The following is a 16629-nucleotide window of genomic DNA, read 5'->3' on the forward strand; positions in this document are numbered from 1 at the left end:
TGCCGAATGGTCGTTGTACCCCTGGTATCCGGATATTAGAAGGCCGCCTTGCGGCGGCCCGTATTGGCAGATTTTCTTGATTGGGTGACGCGTCGCTAGTTGGTATAGACCGGCCCCACGCCGAGTCCCCAGACGATGACCGTGAACGCCATGATGGCCACCAGTACGACCAGGCCGACGGCGAGCACCGAGCTTGAAAACAGGAATCCCTCATCCGATGGAATGTTCATGAAGGTCGGTAGACCCACGTACAGCAGATACACCGTGTAGCAGATGGCCGCCGTCCCGACGATCATCCCCAGCCACATGTGCGGGTACAGGGCCGCGAGGCCGCCGACGAACAGCGGGGTCGCGGTGTAGGTCGCAAACGCGACGCAGCGTGCCAGGCTCGGATTGGCGTCGTAGGTACGCGCCATCCAGTGAATGAAAGCGCCCATTACGGCCACGCCCCCGAGCATCGCCAGATACGACATCACTGTCATCCATAGCGCGCTTTCCATCGTCAACATGACCGGCGGACGGTTGCCGATAACCCAGCCGACCTGTGTGGTGCCAATAAACGCCGACACGGCGGGGATCGCCGCAAGGATCAGCGTGTGGGTCAGGTACATGTGGCTGATGCTTTCTTCCTGATCGCCACGGATGTCTTTCCATTCCTGGTCGGGGTGGGTGAAGAGCCCCACTACGTGATGGATCATGCCAGTCACTCCTCTTGTTTTTACCGTCGCCCCCCAGTGGAGCGCTTACAGGCCAATGCGGCCAGTAAAGGTCTGGATATCTATGCGACCTTATGTCGCAGTATAGGAAGGTCTTACTGGCGCAGGTGCAGAGGGGTTAGAGCAAATCGCGCTGTAAACAGGGCTGTTAATTGCCGTCGGATATTTCCAACGCACTACCCCCGTGGTGCCGGCACAGCAGACAGAGAGCGCTTCGCCCGCCCGGCGTTTATGCGTAAAATGCCGGCCTTTCGTCACACCTCACGGATTTCGCGTCATGGGCACTCTCTCGGTCAACCAGAACAAACTGCAAAAGCGCCTTCGCCGCCTGGCGGGTGAAGCCGTCACCGATTTCAACATGATCGAGGACGGCGACAAGGTCATGGTCTGTCTGTCTGGTGGCAAGGACAGCTACACCATGCTCGACGTGCTGATGCACTTGCAGAAAGTTGCGCCGATCAAGTTCGAGATCGTTGCCGTGAACATGGACCAGAAGCAGCCGGGTTTCCCCGAGCACGTGCTGCCGGCGTACCTGAAAACCCTCGGTGTCGAGTACCACATTGTCGAAAAAGACACCTACTCGGTCGTCAAGGAACTGATCCCGGAAGGCAAGACCACCTGCTCGCTGTGCTCGCGCCTGCGTCGTGGCACGCTCTATACCTTTGCCGATGAAATCGGCGCGACCAAGATGGCCCTCGGTCACCACCGCGATGACATCGTCGAAACCTTCTTTCTCAACATGTTCTTCAATGGCTCGCTCAAGGCCATGCCGCCGAAATTGCGCGCCGACGATGGGCGCAACGTGGTGATTCGCCCGTTGGCGTACTGCAACGAAAAGGACATTCAGGCCTATTCGGACTTCAAGCAGTTCCCGATCATTCCGTGCAACCTCTGCGGCTCCCAGGAAAACCTGCAGCGCCAGGTCGTCAAGGACATGCTGGTGGAGTGGGAGCGCAAGACGCCGGGCCGCACCGAGAGCATTTTCCGCAGTCTGCAGAACGTGATCCCGTCGCAACTCGCCGACCGCAACCTGTTCGATTTCACCAGCCTGAAGATCGACGAAACGGCGGCCTCGCGCTTCGTCAATGTCGTGAATCTCTGATCAAACACCTCAGGAGAGGGCATGCGCGATTACAAGTGGCTGAACGAGTACTGCCTGAACCGCTTCGGTTCGGCCGCTGAACTGCAAGCCCATCTTCCCGTTCCCAAGACCCCTGCGCAGTTGCGCGATATCACCGACGATCGCTACCTCTCGACCATGGCCTTGCGCGTGTTCCGCGCCGGGCTCAAGCACAGCCTGGTGGACGCCAAGTGGCCGGCCTTCGAGGAAGTGTTTTTCAGGTTCGACCCAGAAAAGGTCGTGCTGATGAGCGCCGAACACCTTGAGCGCCTGATGCAGGACGCGCGGATCATCCGCCACCTGGGCAAGCTCAAGAGTGTTCCGCGCAATGCGCAGTTCGTGCTCGACGTGGCCCATGAGAAGGGCAGCTTTGGCAACTTGATCGCCGACTGGCCAGTGACCGACATCGTCGGATTGTGGACGTACCTGAAAAAGCGCGGCAGTCAGTTGGGCGGGCTATCGGCCCCCCGCTTCCTGCGCATGGTCGGCAAGGACACCTTTGTTCCGAGCTATGACGTTGTCGCGGCGCTCAATGCGCAGAAGATCATCGACAAGGTGCCGACCAGCCTGCGCGACCTCGCCCTGGTGCAGGACGTGTTCAACCAGTGGCACGAAGAGAGCGGCGGGCGGCCAATGAGCCAGATCTCGATGATGCTGGCTTACACCGCCAATCACTGATCCCTGTAGGAGCGGGCTTGCCCGCGATGGCGGTACTCCTGACACATTGATGCTGGAGGTGCCGCCGCTATCGCGGGCAAGCCCGCTCCTACAGGGGGGCTGTCAGGCGACAGAGACCTGACCTTCCCCCGCCAACTTGCGGTTCAACTGATGCCGCCACCGCACATACAACAACGCCGAGCAGAACACCGCCAGGCTCGCGCCCATTTCCAGCACGCCAAACCACTGCCGGTTCGGGTCGTACGCGGCGAGCGCGCCCTTGATGAAATACAGGTTCACGGCAAAGCACATCCATGAGTGGCCACGCGGGCTGCCGGTGATCATCCCGGGGGCGAGCAACAGCAACGGCACCAGTTCGATCAACAGGATCACCCAGGGCCGGGCACCGTGCAGATCCGCTACCAGCAGGTAGTAGACGCACAGCAGCGCCACAAGGCCGACAAAACACAGCAGGCTGATCACACGCATGGCCCGCACGCGCGGTTCGAGCCATTCAATGGCGGGCAGGACTTTCGTCTTCTTGGCCACCCTCAGCCCTCCAGTTTCTGTGCGGTCTTGGCCAGCCGCATGCCCAACGCGCGGCATAGCGCCACTTCGTGGGCGTCCAGGCCGCTTTTGCCATCGGCACCGGCGTGATGACTGGCGCCATAGGGGGTGCCGCCGCCTTGGGTTTCCAGCAGCGCCGATTCGCTGTAGGGCAGTCCGGTGATCAGCATCCCGTGGTGCAGCAATGGCAGCATCATCGACAGCAGAGTGGTTTCCTGGCCGCCGTGCAGGCTGGCGGTCGAAGTGAACACGCCCGCTGGCTTGCCCACCAACGCACCGGTCAGCCACAGGTTACTGGTGCCATCCAGGAAGTACTTGAGCGGCGCCGCCATGTTACCGAAGCGCGTCGGACTGCCCAGGGCCAGACCCGCGCAGTTCTTCAGGTCGTCGAGGCTGGCGTACAGCGCGCCTTCGACGGGGATGTCCGGCGCCACGGCTTCACATTCTGCGGAGATGGCCGGCACGGTGCGCAGGCGCGCTTCCATCCCGGCCTGCTCGACACCCCGTGCAATCTGCCGGGCCATCTCGTTGGTCGAGCCGCTGCGGCTGTAATACAACACCAGGATGTACGGCGTACTCATGGCAGCAGTTCCAGGATCTGCTCCGGTGGACGACCAATGACGGCTTTGTCGCCGACGGCGAGAATCGGGCGTTCCATGAGTTTGGGGTGCGCGGCGATCGCAGCGATCAACTGCGCTTCGCTCAAGGTGGCGTCGGCGAGGTTGAGGGTTTTGTATTCATCCTCGCCGGTACGCAGGATCTGCCGGGCGCTCAGCCCGAGCTTTTTCAGCAAGCCCTGGATTTGCGCGGCATCCAGCGGTTCATCGAGGTAACGGACCACGGTCGGGGTCAGGCCACGGCCTTCGAGCAGTTCCAGCGCGCCACGGGATTTCGAGCAGCGCGGGTTGTGATAAAGCGTCAGATCGGTCATGTGCGGGTCGCATTTGGCGTAAGGTGGCAGCTATTCTAACTGTGCAGCGCGCAATCCTGAACCTTGGGAGGCGATGGGTCGCAGGCGCATTCAATTTTGAACAAGGATCACGACATGACAAGGCGATTGGCAGCGGCATTCGCGATATTCGCAGCGCTGATGCTGGGGGGCTGTGGCAACGATTATGGGATCGACCAGAACGGCCAGAAAGTCGCGTCCGAACGACTGGACAAGCAATGGCTGGTGCTCAACTACTGGGCGGAATGGTGTGGCCCGTGCCGCACCGAGATCCCGGAACTGAACACACTGGCCGAGCAATTGAAAGCCAGGAAAATCGGCGTATTCGGGGTCAACTTCGACAACGTGCAGGGTGAAGAACTGAAAAGCGCCAGTGAAAAGCTGGGCATCAAGTTCACCGTGCTCGCACAGGACCCAAGCGAAGTTTTCGATCTACCGCGCAGCGAAGCGCTGCCGGTGACCTATATCATCGACAACAAGGGCAAGGTGCGCGAGCAATTGATGGGCGAACAGACAGCGGCGGGGGTCATGGCCAAGCTGGAGGCCCTGCAAGCGACCAACTGAGCGACGTGATCGGTCTCGCGCGCAAACGCGGGACCGATCAGTGTGAAGGGCTCAACCCTCTTCAAGCCACCAGCGCAGCGGCTTGCCCTCGGCAGGCCAGAAACGCATCTGCTCGATCGACGACACGTCCCAGCGTTGCACGCCTTCCAGCGCCTGGAGGAAGCGTTTTTCCTGCTCCATGAGCGCTGGCGCGCACATTTTGCGGGTGCTGCCGATCTTGCCGAAACTCAGCTTGTCGCCATCGAGCGTGTAGGGCGCGAACCAGTGGTTGCAGCCGCCACTGCCATAGGCCCGACCATCTTCGCCGAGGGTGATGGTCAGGTGGCTGTAATCCATCAATGGCCGCTCACCGATCCATTCCAGGATGTAGCTGCGGTTTTGTTGCAGTTGCACCGGCTCGGCAGCGCAGCCCAACAGGCTGGCGCTGACCATCGCAGTCAGGGCGAGGCGTTTCATCACGCAGGCTCCTGGCATTTCGGGCACAGGTGCTTTTCGCCAACGCTTTTCCAGCCCAGCTCTGCAATCCGCGCAGTGGCGGCTGGCTTTTCAGCCTTGTTGCCCAACTTGGCGTCGACCGCGAACTCGAAGCTCAGCTCCTTGGCGCAGCTGTCGCAATTGACCTTCCAGGTGTGGATCGCCAACTCGCCGAAAACCGGACCATTGGCCACCGCGACCCATTGGCCGGGCGGGTTGATCAGGTGGCGAACCGTTTCGACGGTCAGGCGCATGGACAGGTCCTTGGCGCCTTTGAGGGTCACGATCAGCACGTCATTGTTGCGAATCGAGCCACCGTTGCCGGTGACCTGATAACGCCCAGGTACCAGGGCGCGGCATTCGGTGAGGGTGTGTTGCGGGTTCATCAGGTTGTAGCGGAAATCGTGTTCGACCATGGGTCCTCCAAATCTGCGCGGAATGCTAGCACGGACATCGTTGCCGCACTGCGCGCAGAAGCGACCTTCGATCTGGTTCAGTCGACATCCACCCGGTTTTGCGGGCTGCCGGCAGCCCAGGCGGCAATATTCTGCAACGTAGTCGCCGCAATCGCACCCAGGGCTTCGCGAGTCAGAAACGCCTGGTGCGCGGTGATGATCACGTTGGGGAAGGTCAACAGCCGAGCCAGCACGTCGTCTTGCAGCGGCAGGTCGGAGCGGTCTTCGAAGAACAGTTGGGCTTCCTCTTCATAGACGTCCAGGCCCAGGTATCCCAGAAGGCCGTCCTTCAAGGCGTCGATCAGCGCCGGCGTGTCCACCAGTCCACCGCGCCCGGTATTGATCAGCATGGCGCCGGGTTGCATGTGCGCCAGGGAGTCGCGGTTGATCAGGTGCTTGCTTTGCGCATTGAGTGGGCAATGCAGGCTGATGATCTGCGATTGGGCGAGCAACTGCGGCAACTCCATGTACCGTGCGCCCAGCGCCTGGACCTGGGGATTGGGGTAGGGGTCATAGGCCAGGAGCTGGCAGCCGAAACCGTGCATGATCTTCGCGAAGGTCGCACCGATCTGCCCGGTGCCGACCACGCCGACGGTCTTGCCCACCAGATCGAAGCCGGTCAGCCCGTGCAAGGTGAAATCACCTTCGCGCGTGCGGTTGTACGCGCGGTGCAGGCGCCGGTTCAGCGCCAGGATCAACGCCACCGCATGTTCAGCCACCGCGTGGGGGGAATAGGCTGGCACCCGCACGATCGTCAACCCCAGGCGCTTGGCCACGGCCAGGTCGACGTGGTTGTAACCGGCCGAGCGCAGGGCGATCAGTCGGGTGCCGCCGGCGGCCAGCTGTTCGAGCACGGGAGCGCTGAGATCATCGTTGATGAACGCGCAGACCACCTCAAACTGCTCGGCCAGCGCCGCGGTGTCCAGGCTCAGCCGTGCCGACTGGAAATGCAACTCGATGCCTGCGGGAAGGTCGACGCCCAGAAAACTGTCGCGGTCGTAGTTCTGACTGCTGAAGAGAATCGTACGCATGCGTTATTCCTTGGGGGGGAAGATTGCAATCCTGTAGGAGCGAGCATGCTCGCGATGGACTCAAGGACACCTTGGGGAATCAGGCTGCCCGCGTCATCGTTGACGACCATCGCGAGCAATCGAGCGTCGACCGGCTGCTCCTACAGAAAGCGGTTTGATCAAGCATTAATCCGCGCATGGGCGGCCAGGCGATTGATCGCCCGGTCGAGTTCTTCCAGCGCGGCGCCGGCTTTCGGGTCTTGCTGTTTGAGCAGGGTTTCGCTGCGTTGGCAGGCGGCCCTGAGTTGCGGCACCCCGCAATAACGGGTGGCGCCATGCAGGCGGTGCACCCGTTCGATCAGCGCAGTGTGGTCGTGGGTCTCGCGCGCCACGCGGATCGCCTCGCGATCAGCTTCCAGCGAAGCCAGCAACATCGCCAGCATGTCTGCGGCCAGATCCTGTTTGCCGGCAGCCAGGCGCAAGCCTTCCTCTTGGTCGAGCACTTGCAGTTCGTGGCCGCTGCCATGGCCGTCGCTGGACCGGTCCGGCCCCTGATTGCGCAAGGCAAGGCCAGTCCACTTCAGCACCACCTGGGCCAGTTGCCGTTCGCTGATCGGCTTGGTGAGGTAATCGTCCATGCCGCTTTGCAACAGGGCGCGCTTTTCGTTGGCCATGGCATGGGCGGTGAGCGCCACGATCGGCATCGGCGTACTGTGCCGTTCGCTTTCCCACTGGCGAATGCTTTCGGTGCTCTGGCGTCCATCCATGCCAGGCATCTGTACGTCCATCAGCACCAGGTCGAAGGTTTCGTTTTGTACGGCCTTGACGGCAGCGTAGCCGCTTTCGACCGCGAGTACCTTGGCGCCGAGGTCTTCAAGCAGGGTTCGCACCAGCAGCAGGTTGGCCGGGTTGTCGTCGACACACAGCACTTTCGGAGCGCGGCTGGCGACCGGTTCCCCGGGCTCGCTGCGTGTCTGGCGCGGGTTGACCAGGTCGGACAACGACCGGCGAAGCTTGCGGGTGCAGGCCGGTTTGGCCTGAAGCTGGCTGTGGGGGTTGGGCACCGATAGATGGAACAGCGTCTGTTCGGTGGTCGGGCACAGCACCAGCACTTTACAGCCCAGGTGTTCGAGGTCCCAGATGTGCTGGTTGAGGCGTTCGGGTGGCATGTCGTTGCTGGTAATGCCGAGCACGGCGAGGTCGATGGCCTGATCGGTCTGGTGGGCGCCCATCACGCCATTGGTGAGCCTTTCCAGGGTGTTGAATGGCGTGACTTCCAGGCCGCAATCTTCCAGTTGGTGCTGCAAGGCCTGGCGCGCCAGTTCATGGTTCTCCAGTACCGCGACGCGACGTCCGAGCAGCGGCGCACCGGGCATGTCTTCGGCATCGTCGCGGGTCTTGGGCAGGTTGAGGCTGATCCAGAACTCCGACCCCTCGCCAGGGGTGCTGTCGACGCCGATCTCGCCGCCCATCTGTTCGATCAATCGCTTGGAAATGACCAGGCCCAGGCCGGTGCCACCGGGCTGCCGGGACAGCGAGTTGTCGGCCTGGCTGAAGGCCTGGAACAGTGCGCGCACATCCTCGTTGGACAAGCCGATACCGGTGTCCTGGATGCTGATACGCAGTTGCACGCTGTCTTCGTGTTCGTCTTCCAGCATGGCGCGGGCGACGATCGTACCCTCGCGGGTGAACTTGATCGCGTTGCTCACCAGGTTGGTGAGGATCTGCTTGAGGCGCAACGGGTCGCCCACCAGCGACAGCGGGGTGTCGCGGTACACCAGGCTCACCAGTTCCAGCTGCTTGGCGTGGGCGGCGGGGGCAAGGATGGTCAGTGTGTCCTGGAGCAGATCACGCAGATTGAACGGAATGTGGTCGAGCACCAGCTTGCCGGCCTCGATTTTCGAAAAGTCGAGGATCTCATTGATGATGCCCAACAGGCTGTCAGCGGATTTTTCGATGGTGCCCAGGTAGTCGAGCTGGCGCGGGGTCAATTCGCTTTTTTGCAGCAAGTGAGTGAAGCCGAGAATGCCGTTGAGCGGCGTACGAATCTCATGGCTCATGTTGGCGAGGAATTCGGATTTGATCCGGCTCGCTTCCAGGGCTTCCTTGCGCGCCAGGTCCAGCTCGATGTTCTGGATCTCGATGGTTTCCAGGTTCTGGCGTACGTCTTCGGTGGCCTGGTCGATGCTGTGCTGCAACTCTTCCTGGGCATTCTGCAAGGTGCCGGCCATGCGGTTGATGCCGGAGGCCAGTTCATCCAGTTCCTGGCTGCCGAGGGGCGGCAGGCGGGTTTCCAGGTGACCGTCCTTGAGTTGCGCCACTGCCTGCTGGATCTGGTTCAGTGGCCGGTTGATCGTGCGGCCCATGCGCAACGCCAGCAACGCCGCGGCGGCCAGGCCGGCGGCGATCAGCAACAGGCTGGCGAACAGGCTGCGGTAGCCGCGCAGGAGCATGCCGTTGTGCGAGATTTCCAGTTCGACCCAGCCCAGCATGCGCTCGGTTTCTTCGGGAATCAGGTCGCCGGCCAGGTTGCGGTGTTTGCCGAACACGGGCAGCAGGTAGCGGGTTGCGTCGTTGCCGCTGTGTCGCAGCATTTGCGAGCCATTGCCCAGAGGGGCTTGATTGAGCATGGTCGGGCCGGCGTGGGCCAGCGGCGTGCGGTCTGGCGCAAGGAACGTCACTGCGCGTACGTCGGGCGTTTCCAGGGACTGGGTGGCGATGCGCTCCAACAACTCGGCGTCATTGTGGCTCATGGCCGGGGCGACGAGAGGCGCGAGCTGTTCGGCGATCATTTCGCCGCGCTGTATCAGTTGGGTTTGCAGGTCCGATTGCTGTACCCAGGTAAAATAGCCGCCCAACACCAACGCCATGAGGCTGGTTGGAAGCAAGGTCAGCAACAGCACGCGACCTTTTATTCCCAGTTTCTTGAGCACGCCACTCTCCCGCATCCCGCCATTTAGGAACCGGCGCGCACGTCCGGTGCGCGCCATTTGCGCAGTGTAGCGATTTGCTCGCGGGCATTGCTCGTAAAATTGATGTCGCCATTCGTCGGGTTGGCCGGGGCTTTGAGGGTGCCAGTCAACCTCGGCTTGTCCCGGGCGAGGCAATCTTGAATAATCATCAACTGAGAATTATTTGCAGATAATCATGACTCCCAGCGCTGTTGGCCATCCCCGAATTCTTTCCATCGAAGACGACCTGGTGCTCGGTGCCTACGTACACGAGCAGTTGCGCCGCAGCGGTTTCCAGGTCACCTGGTGCCAGAACGGGCAGGAGGGCCTGGCGATGGCCCGTGAGAAAACCTTCGACGTGGTATTGATGGATATTCTGTTGCCGGGCCTCAATGGCCTGTCGGTGTTGACCGAGTTGCGCCAGAGCCATTCCACCCCGGTGGTGCTCATGTCTGCACTGGGGGCCGAGGCCGATCGCATCAGCGGGTTTCGCCTTGGCGCCGACGATTACCTGCCCAAGCCCTTCAGCATGGCCGAATTGTGCGTGCGCCTGGAGGCGATACTGCGCCGTGTCGCGCTTGACCGGCGGCCGGCCATCGAACCGGTTGCGCCGGCAGCGGACAACCTGCGCTTTGATGAAGAAAGTTCTGACGTGTTCTGCGGTCAACAGGCCGCCGGCCTTACCCGCAGCGAATACCGCTTGCTCGACACGCTCAACCGCAACGGTGATGAGGTGTTGAGCAAGGCCTTCCTTTATCAGCACGTGTTGCAGCGCGGGTACTCGGCGCACGACCGCAGTCTCGATATGCACATCAGCCAGATCCGCCGCAAGCTCAAGGCCATCGGCTACACCGAGCGCGAAGTGCGCACGGTCTGGGGCAAAGGCTACGTCTTGAGTGCCGACCATGAAGTGGACTGACCTGCCGGGCCGACATTCGTTGTTCTGGAAGCTCGCCTGTCTGCTGGTGTGCTTCTGTCTGCTGATGATCTGGTTGAGCTGGTCCTGGGGTCGCTACATGGAGCAACGCAACCAGTTTCTCTCGGACGAGGCCCGGGGCACACTGACGCGATACGCTGCCGAAGCCGAACAGGCGTGGCACCAGGGGCAAAGCGACGGCGTCGATGCCTGGCTTGCGCTGATGCGCCAGCGTGAGCACGGATGGTCGGGCGTAATCAGCGGTGATTTGCAGTCATTGAGCAACTTGCCGCTGACTGATCAGCAGATCGAACGCCTGACGTTCCTGCGTGGCCTCGATTGGCCGATCCACAAGAACAACCTGCCGTGGATGCGCGTGCCGTTTCCCGGTGATCCTTCGGCCGGCAGCCTGGTGATTGAACTGCCCAAGCGCTTCCAGCCCGGGCGCTATCAGATGTTCTGGCGCGTGATCACCAATGGCGTCATTCCCGGTTTGTTCACCCTGCTGCTGTGTATCGGGTTGTATCGCCTGCTGGTGGTGCCCCTCAATCAATTGCGCGAGCAGGCCAACGCCTGGCGTGCCGACCAACTGGGCGTGCGCCTGTCGCGGCGAACCACCAACCGTTCCGATGAACTGGGCGAGTTGGGCCGCGCGTTCGATCACATGTCCGAACGCCTGCAAAGCACCGTGGCCCTGCAACAACAACTGCTACGCGATCTGTCCCATGAATTGCGCACGCCCTTGAGCCGTTTGCGCGTGGCCAGCGAAGGCGAGCAGAACCTGGCGCAACTGCGCGAGCGCATCGGCCGCGAAGTCGATGGCATGCAGCGCCTGGTCGAGGACACGCTGCAACTGGCCTGGCTCGATACCGAGCGCGCGCCGTTGCCTGACGAAGCGATTCAGGTTCAGGCCCTATGGGAAATGCTCACGGAAAACGCCTGCTACGAAAGCGCCTGCCCCTCGGGCCGCTTGCAATGCCGGGTGGACGCGTCCTGCTGGGTGCGCGGCAACCTCAACACCCTGGCACAGGCGTTGGAAAACATCCTGCGCAACGCCATTCGTCACTCCCCGACGGATGGCATCGTGCGCCTGGATGGCCGCCGGGAGGGTGACTTCTGGCATTTGTGGCTGGAAGACGAGGGCGGTGGGGTGGATGAAGAAGACCTGGAGCGGATCTTCTCGCCGTTCATTCGCCTGGACGGCTCACGCCCGGGCAACGGTGGCTTCGGCCTGGGCCTGAGCATCGCGCGCAACGCGGTGCAACGCCAGGGTGGACAACTCTGGGCTGAGAACACCGGCAGCGGATTGCGCCTGAACATACGCCTGTTGGCCGAAGACGACGCCCCTGTAGGAGCGAGCACGCTCGCGATGAACCCGAGAGCGCCGCTGGGCGCCTGACACACGCGCTCCCACAGGAAATGAATCGCTTATTCCCATAAGCCATAAGCACCACACTTTGCGTGATATGGCCTGCCCACGTTTGCCGGTATGATAGGCGCCCCCGCAGTCTGGATTGCGAATACGCCATGACCTTGCAGTACCCAACCATCGCCGATTGCGTCGGCAACACTCCGCTGGTTCGTTTGCAGCGCCTGCCTGGCGCCACCAGCAACACCCTATTGCTCAAGCTTGAAGGGAATAACCCGGCGGGTTCGGTCAAGGACCGTCCGGCGCTGTCGATGATCACTCGTGCCGAATTGCGCGGGCAGATCCACGTCGGCGATACGCTGATCGAAGCGACGTCGGGCAACACCGGGATCGCCCTGGCGATGGCCGCCGCGATCAAGGGTTACAAGATGATCCTGATCATGCCAGACAACTCCAGCGCCGAACGCAAGGCCGCCATGACCGCCTACGGCGCCGAGCTGATCCTGGTCACCCAGGAAGAAGGCATGGAAGGTGCCCGCGATCTCGCCCAACGCATGGAGGCCGAAGGCCGTGGCAAGGTGCTGGACCAGTTCGCCAACGGTGACAACCCCGAGGCGCACTACACCACCACCGGCCCGGAAATCTGGCGGCAGACCCAGGGCACCATCACGCACTTCGTCAGCTCCATGGGCACGACCGGCACCATCATGGGCACGTCGCGCTATTTGAAAGAGCAGAACGGTAACGTGCAGATCATCGGCTTGCAGCCGATGGAAGGCGCGTCGATTCCCGGCATCCGCCGCTGGCCGCAGGAGTACCTGCCCAGGATCTACCAGGCTGACCGCGTGGATCGCATCATCGACATGGCGCAAAGCGAAGCCGAGGACGTGACCCGTCGCCTGGCCCGCGAAGAAGGCATCTTCTGTGGCGTGTCCTCGGGCGGTGCCGTGGCCGGCATGCTGCGCCTGTCCAAAGAAGTTGAAAACGCGGTGATCGTCGCGATCATCTGCGACCGTGGCGACCGTTACCTGTCCACCGGCATTTTCGACGCGCCCAACTGATGGCCAAGCATGAGAAAGGCCTGCGCTTCCAGCCCACCGGTGGCACCAAGGCGCCGCAGGTTCCGACCGGCAAGAAGCAGCGCTTGAGCATCGAACGCCTGGCCAGTGACGGTCGCGGCATCGCATTTTTCGAAGGTCGTACCTGGTTTGTGCTTGGCGCACTGGCCGGGGAAGAAGTCGAGGCCCGAGTGTTGGGTGCCCACGGCAAAGTGGTCGAGGCGCGTACCGAGCGGGTGTTCACCGCCAGCGAGCTGCGGCGTCCGGCACCGTGCAAACACGCCGGTCGTTGCGGCGGTTGCAGTGTCCAGCATTTGCCGCACGATGAACAACTTGCCCTGAAACAGCGCATGCTTGCGGAGCAATTGTCCAGGGTTGCAGGCGTCGAGCCTGAAGAATGGGCTGCGCCATTGACCGGTGCGGAGTTTGCTTATCGCCGACGCGCCCGCGTGGCGGTGCGTTGGGATCTCAAGGCGAAAAAGCTCGAGGTGGGGTTCCGTGCGGCGGGCAGTCAGGACATCGTCTCCATCGACGAATGCCCTGTGCTGGTACAGCCCTTGCAACCGATCATGACGCGTCTGCCGGAGATGTTACGTCGCTTGAGCAAACCGCAGGCTCTTGGGCATGTGGAGTTGTTCAGCGGAACGAAGCTGGCGGTGTTGCTGCGCCACATGGCGCCGTTGTCTGATGCCGACCTGACCGTCCTCAAGGATTTCTGCGCGTTCCATGAGGCGCAATTGTGGCTGCATGGCGAGGGCCAACCACACCCGGTCGACGGCGATCAGAGCCTGGGCTTCCGCCTCGAACAGTGGGATCTGGAACTGGCTTACCGGCCGGGCGATTTCGTCCAGGTCAACGCCGCGGTCAACGAAACGATGGTCGCCCAGGCGCTGCAGTGGTTGAAACCGACAGCAGATGAGCGTGTTCTCGATCTATTCTGTGGTTTGGGCAACTTCGCCTTGCCGCTCGCGAAGGTCGTTCGCGAAGTGGTGGCGGTCGAGGGTGTGCAGGCGATGGTCGATCGGGCTGCCGCGAACGCCGCGAGCAACAATCTGCATAATGCGACGTTTTTTCAGGCCGATTTATCCCAGCCTTTGACCGATGCCGAATGGGCGCGCGAAGGCTTTTGTGCGGTACTCTTGGATCCACCGCGAGACGGCGCTTTCGAGGTGGTACGCAAACTCAGGACACTGGGCGCCGAACGGTTGGTGTATGTGTCGTGCAACCCTGCAACTCTGGCGCGCGACACGGTCGAATTGATCAAGCAGGGCTACCGGTTAAAACGTGCCGGGATTCTCGATATGTTTCCTCAGACGGCACATGTCGAGGCCATGGCGTTATTTGAAGCGAGCTAGGACGGCTCGTCTGGTCCGACTGACCCGCCCGTGCAGCACTCGTCTCGCCCCGCGAGTGCACCGGCAACGAAGGTCAGCGATTTGACGCATTGAATCTGCGTCGTAGGGAAGGTAAAGCAAGATGGTACAGGTGAGAGCACACCAGCCGATCAACACCGACGGCACTATCAATCTCGAGGCTTGGCTCGATCATGCGGTCAGTGTCGACATGGCACTGGATCGCGAAGCCTTGAAGGACGCGTGCGAGTTCGCTCGTGCGGCAGAACAACAGGCCAATGCGGCAAAAAACCTGTGGTCCGAAGGGACCTCGAGTTTCAGCACGGGCCTTGAGATCGCCGAGATTCTCGCCGACCTCAAACTCGATCAGGACTCCCTGGTCGCTGCGGTCCTGTACCGCGGCGTCCGCGAAGGGCAGATCCAGCTACCGGCCGTGAGCCAGCGCTTTGGTCCGGTGGTGGCCAAACTGATCGACGGCGTGCTGCGCATGGCGGCGATCAGCGACAGCCTGAGTCCGCGTAAATCCATGGTGATGGGCACTCAGGGGCAGGTGGAAAACCTGCGCAAGATGCTCGTGGCCATGGTCGACGACGTGCGTGTTGCCTTGATCAAACTGGCTGAACGCACTTGCGCGATCCGTGCGGTAAAAACCGCCGATGACGAGAAGCGCAATCGCGTTGCCCGTGAAGTTTTCGACATCTATGCACCGCTGGCGCACCGCCTGGGTATCGGTCATATCAAGTGGGAACTGGAGGATCTGTCCTTCCGTTACCTCGAGCCCGACCAGTACAAGCAAATTGCCAAGCTGCTGCACGAGCGGCGCCTGGATCGCGAGCGCTTCATCAGCGACGTGATGTGCCAGCTAAAGAGCGAGTTGCAGGCCACCGGTGTCGAAGCCGACATCAGTGGGCGGGCCAAGCACATCTATTCCATCTGGCGCAAAATGCAGCGCAAGGGCCTGGAGTTCAGCCAGATCTACGACGTGCGCGCGGTCCGTGTGCTGGTGCCGGAAATGCGCGACTGCTATACCGCGCTGGGGATCGTCCACACGCTGTGGCGACACATCCCGAAAGAATTTGACGACTACATCGCCAACCCGAAAGAGAACGGCTACCGCTCGCTGCACACCGCTGTGATCGGTCCTGAAGGCAAGGTGCTGGAAGTGCAGATCCGCACTCATGCCATGCACGAAGAAGCCGAGCTGGGCGTTTGCGCGCACTGGCGCTACAAGGGCACCGATGTCAAACCCAGCTCCAACCACTACGAAGAAAAAATCTCCTGGCTGCGTCAGGTGCTCGAGTGGCACGAAGAGCTTGGCGATATCGGCGGCCTCGCCGAACAACTGCGCGTCGATATCGAGCCGGACCGGGTCTACATCTTTACCCCGGACGGTCACGCCATCGACTTGCCCAAGGGGGCAACGCCGTTGGACTTTGCCTATCGCGTGCACACCGAAATCGGCCATAACTGCCGTGGCGCGAAGATCAACGGGCGCATCGTACCGCTCAACTACAGCCTGCAAACCGGCGAGCAGGTCGAGATCATCACCAGCAAGCACGGCACGCCAAGCCGCGACTGGCTGAACCCGAACCTGGGTTACGTGACCACGTCCCGAGCGCGGGCGAAGATCGTCCACTGGTTCAAGTTGCAGGCGCGTGACCAGAACGTTGCCGCCGGTAAAACCCTGCTGGAGCGCGAGCTTAATCGCCTCGGCCTGCCGGCGGTGGATTTCGAGAAACTGGCCGACAAGGCCAACATGAAAACCGCCGAGGACATGTTTGCCGCGCTCGGTGCTGGCGATTTGCGTCTGGCGCAACTCGTGAACCTGGCGCAGCAACTGGTCGAGCCGGAGCGCGGCAACGAACAGCTGGAGCTGATCCCACGCAAGGCCACCGGCTACAAGCCGGGCAAGCGCGGCGACATTCAGATCCAGGGCGTCGGCAACCTGATGACGCAAATGGCCGGCTGCTGCCAGCCACTGCCGGGGGACGCCATCGTCGGCTACATCACCCAGGGCCGTGGTGTCAGCATCCACCGTCAGGACTGCGCCTCGGTGTTGCAATTGGCCGGTCGCGAACCGGAGCGGATTATCCAGGTCAGTTGGGGCCCGGTGCCGGTGCTCACCTACCCGGTGGACATCATCATCCGTGCCTACGATCGTTCCGGTCTGCTGCGTGACGTCTCCCAGGTGCTGCTCAACGAACGGATCAACGTGCTGGCGGTCAACACGCGCTCGAACAAGGAGGACAACACCGCACTGATGTCCCTGACCATCGAGATTCCAGGCCTGGATGCACTGGGGCGGTTGCTGGGCAGGATTTCACAGTTGCCGAACATCATCGAGACGCGGCGTAACCGAACCCCATGAGACCATGAGACCCACTGTAGGAGCGAGCTTGTTCGCGATAGCGGTGTGTCAGGCAATCAAATACTGCTGACACGCCCTCATCGCGAGCAAGTCGAATCGTCGC

17 protein-coding genes are annotated in these 16629 nt (G+C 61.7%); 8 read left to right on the forward strand and 9 right to left on the reverse strand.

All coding sequences use genetic code 11. The annotated features are described in order from the left end of the window. Positions 1-95 precede the first annotated feature (95 nt). Complete coding sequence (locus AB4O36_RS03965) at positions 96-698, reverse strand: Yip1 family protein (RefSeq protein ID WP_460121804.1); 603 nt, start codon at positions 696-698, stop codon at positions 96-98. Between the two features lie 295 nt (positions 699-993). Between AB4O36_RS03965 and ttcA the strand changes: the two genes are divergently transcribed. Next, positions 994-1818 carry a tRNA 2-thiocytidine(32) synthetase TtcA gene (ttcA, locus tag AB4O36_RS03970; protein ID WP_460121806.1) on the forward strand — a complete coding sequence of 275 codons (825 nt, stop codon included), beginning with the start codon at positions 994-996 and terminating at the stop codon, positions 1816-1818. Positions 1819-1839: 21 nt separating this feature from the next. Continuing rightward, positions 1840-2514, forward strand: coding sequence for a DNA-3-methyladenine glycosylase I (locus AB4O36_RS03975; protein ID WP_460121808.1), 675 nt, complete (start codon positions 1840-1842; stop codon positions 2512-2514). A 102-nt stretch (positions 2515-2616) separates the two neighbouring features. Here AB4O36_RS03975 and AB4O36_RS03980 read toward each other — a convergent pair whose 3' ends face one another. The 3 genes from AB4O36_RS03980 to arsC are packed head-to-tail and all read right to left on the reverse strand — an operon-like array spanning position 2617 to position 3991. Next, entirely contained in the window at positions 2617-3042 is a 426-nt protein-coding gene (locus AB4O36_RS03980; RefSeq protein ID WP_460121810.1) for a DUF2069 domain-containing protein, read from the reverse strand. A gap of 2 nt (positions 3043-3044) precedes the next feature. Next, a complete protein-coding gene (gene wrbA / locus AB4O36_RS03985) occupies positions 3045-3641 on the reverse strand; it encodes an NAD(P)H:quinone oxidoreductase (RefSeq protein WP_460141097.1) in 597 nt (198 codons plus the stop codon). After that, entirely contained in the window at positions 3638-3991 is a 354-nt protein-coding gene (arsC, locus tag AB4O36_RS03990; protein ID WP_460121814.1) for an arsenate reductase (glutaredoxin), read from the reverse strand. The genes wrbA and arsC overlap by 4 nt, the downstream gene beginning before the upstream one ends. Before the next feature lie 114 nt (positions 3992-4105). Between arsC and AB4O36_RS03995 the strand changes: the two genes are divergently transcribed. After that, on the forward strand, positions 4106-4573 hold the full coding sequence (locus AB4O36_RS03995; RefSeq protein ID WP_460141098.1) for a TlpA disulfide reductase family protein: 468 nt from the start codon (positions 4106-4108) through the stop codon (positions 4571-4573). A 51-nt stretch (positions 4574-4624) separates the two neighbouring features. On the opposite strand, the gene AB4O36_RS04000 is transcribed toward AB4O36_RS03995, so the two are convergent. From AB4O36_RS04000 to AB4O36_RS04020, 5 genes are all read right to left on the reverse strand, one after another. After that, positions 4625-5029, reverse strand: a complete 405-nt coding sequence (locus AB4O36_RS04000; protein WP_460121817.1) for an META domain-containing protein — start codon at positions 5027-5029, stop codon at positions 4625-4627. Further along, positions 5029-5463: a hypothetical protein gene (locus AB4O36_RS04005; protein WP_460141099.1), complete on the reverse strand. Its 435-nt coding sequence runs from the start codon at positions 5461-5463 to the stop codon at positions 5029-5031. Before AB4O36_RS04005 ends, AB4O36_RS04000 begins: the two co-directional genes overlap by 1 nt. A 77-nt stretch (positions 5464-5540) precedes the next feature. Then, complete coding sequence (locus AB4O36_RS04010; RefSeq protein WP_460121821.1) at positions 5541-6533, reverse strand: 2-hydroxyacid dehydrogenase; 993 nt, start codon at positions 6531-6533, stop codon at positions 5541-5543. A gap of 158 nt (positions 6534-6691) precedes the next feature. Next, a complete protein-coding gene (locus AB4O36_RS04015) occupies positions 6692-9445 on the reverse strand; it encodes a response regulator (RefSeq protein ID WP_460141100.1) in 2754 nt (917 codons plus the stop codon). Positions 9446-9468: 23 nt separating this feature from the next. Beyond that, positions 9469-9633, reverse strand: coding sequence for a hypothetical protein (locus AB4O36_RS04020; RefSeq protein ID WP_460141101.1), 165 nt, complete (start codon positions 9631-9633; stop codon positions 9469-9471). Between the two features lie 26 nt (positions 9634-9659). Here AB4O36_RS04020 and AB4O36_RS04025 point away from each other — a divergent pair, with 26 nt between their 5' ends. The 5 genes from AB4O36_RS04025 to relA all read left to right on the forward strand — a co-directional run bounded on the left by AB4O36_RS04025 (position 9660) and on the right by relA (position 16526). Beyond that, positions 9660-10382 (forward strand): response regulator transcription factor, encoded by a 723-nt coding sequence (locus AB4O36_RS04025; protein WP_460141102.1) that lies wholly within the window; start codon positions 9660-9662, stop codon positions 10380-10382. Then, complete coding sequence (locus tag AB4O36_RS04030; protein WP_460141103.1) at positions 10369-11778, forward strand: histidine kinase sensor domain-containing protein; 1410 nt, start codon at positions 10369-10371, stop codon at positions 11776-11778. The genes AB4O36_RS04025 and AB4O36_RS04030 overlap by 14 nt, the downstream gene beginning before the upstream one ends. Positions 11779-11906: 128 nt before the next feature. Further along, positions 11907-12809 carry a cysteine synthase CysM gene (cysM, locus tag AB4O36_RS04035; protein WP_460141104.1) on the forward strand — a complete coding sequence of 301 codons (903 nt, stop codon included), beginning with the start codon at positions 11907-11909 and terminating at the stop codon, positions 12807-12809. Then, positions 12809-14161, forward strand: coding sequence for a 23S rRNA (uracil(1939)-C(5))-methyltransferase RlmD (rlmD, locus tag AB4O36_RS04040; protein WP_460121831.1), 1353 nt, complete (start codon positions 12809-12811; stop codon positions 14159-14161). Before cysM ends, rlmD begins: the two co-directional genes overlap by 1 nt. 121 nt (positions 14162-14282) lie before the next feature. Next, positions 14283-16526 (forward strand): GTP diphosphokinase, encoded by a 2244-nt coding sequence (relA, locus tag AB4O36_RS04045; RefSeq protein WP_460141105.1) that lies wholly within the window; start codon positions 14283-14285, stop codon positions 16524-16526. The last annotated feature ends 103 nt before the right edge of the window (positions 16527-16629 follow it).

Source organism: Pseudomonas sp. S2_E01 (assembly GCF_054668365.1).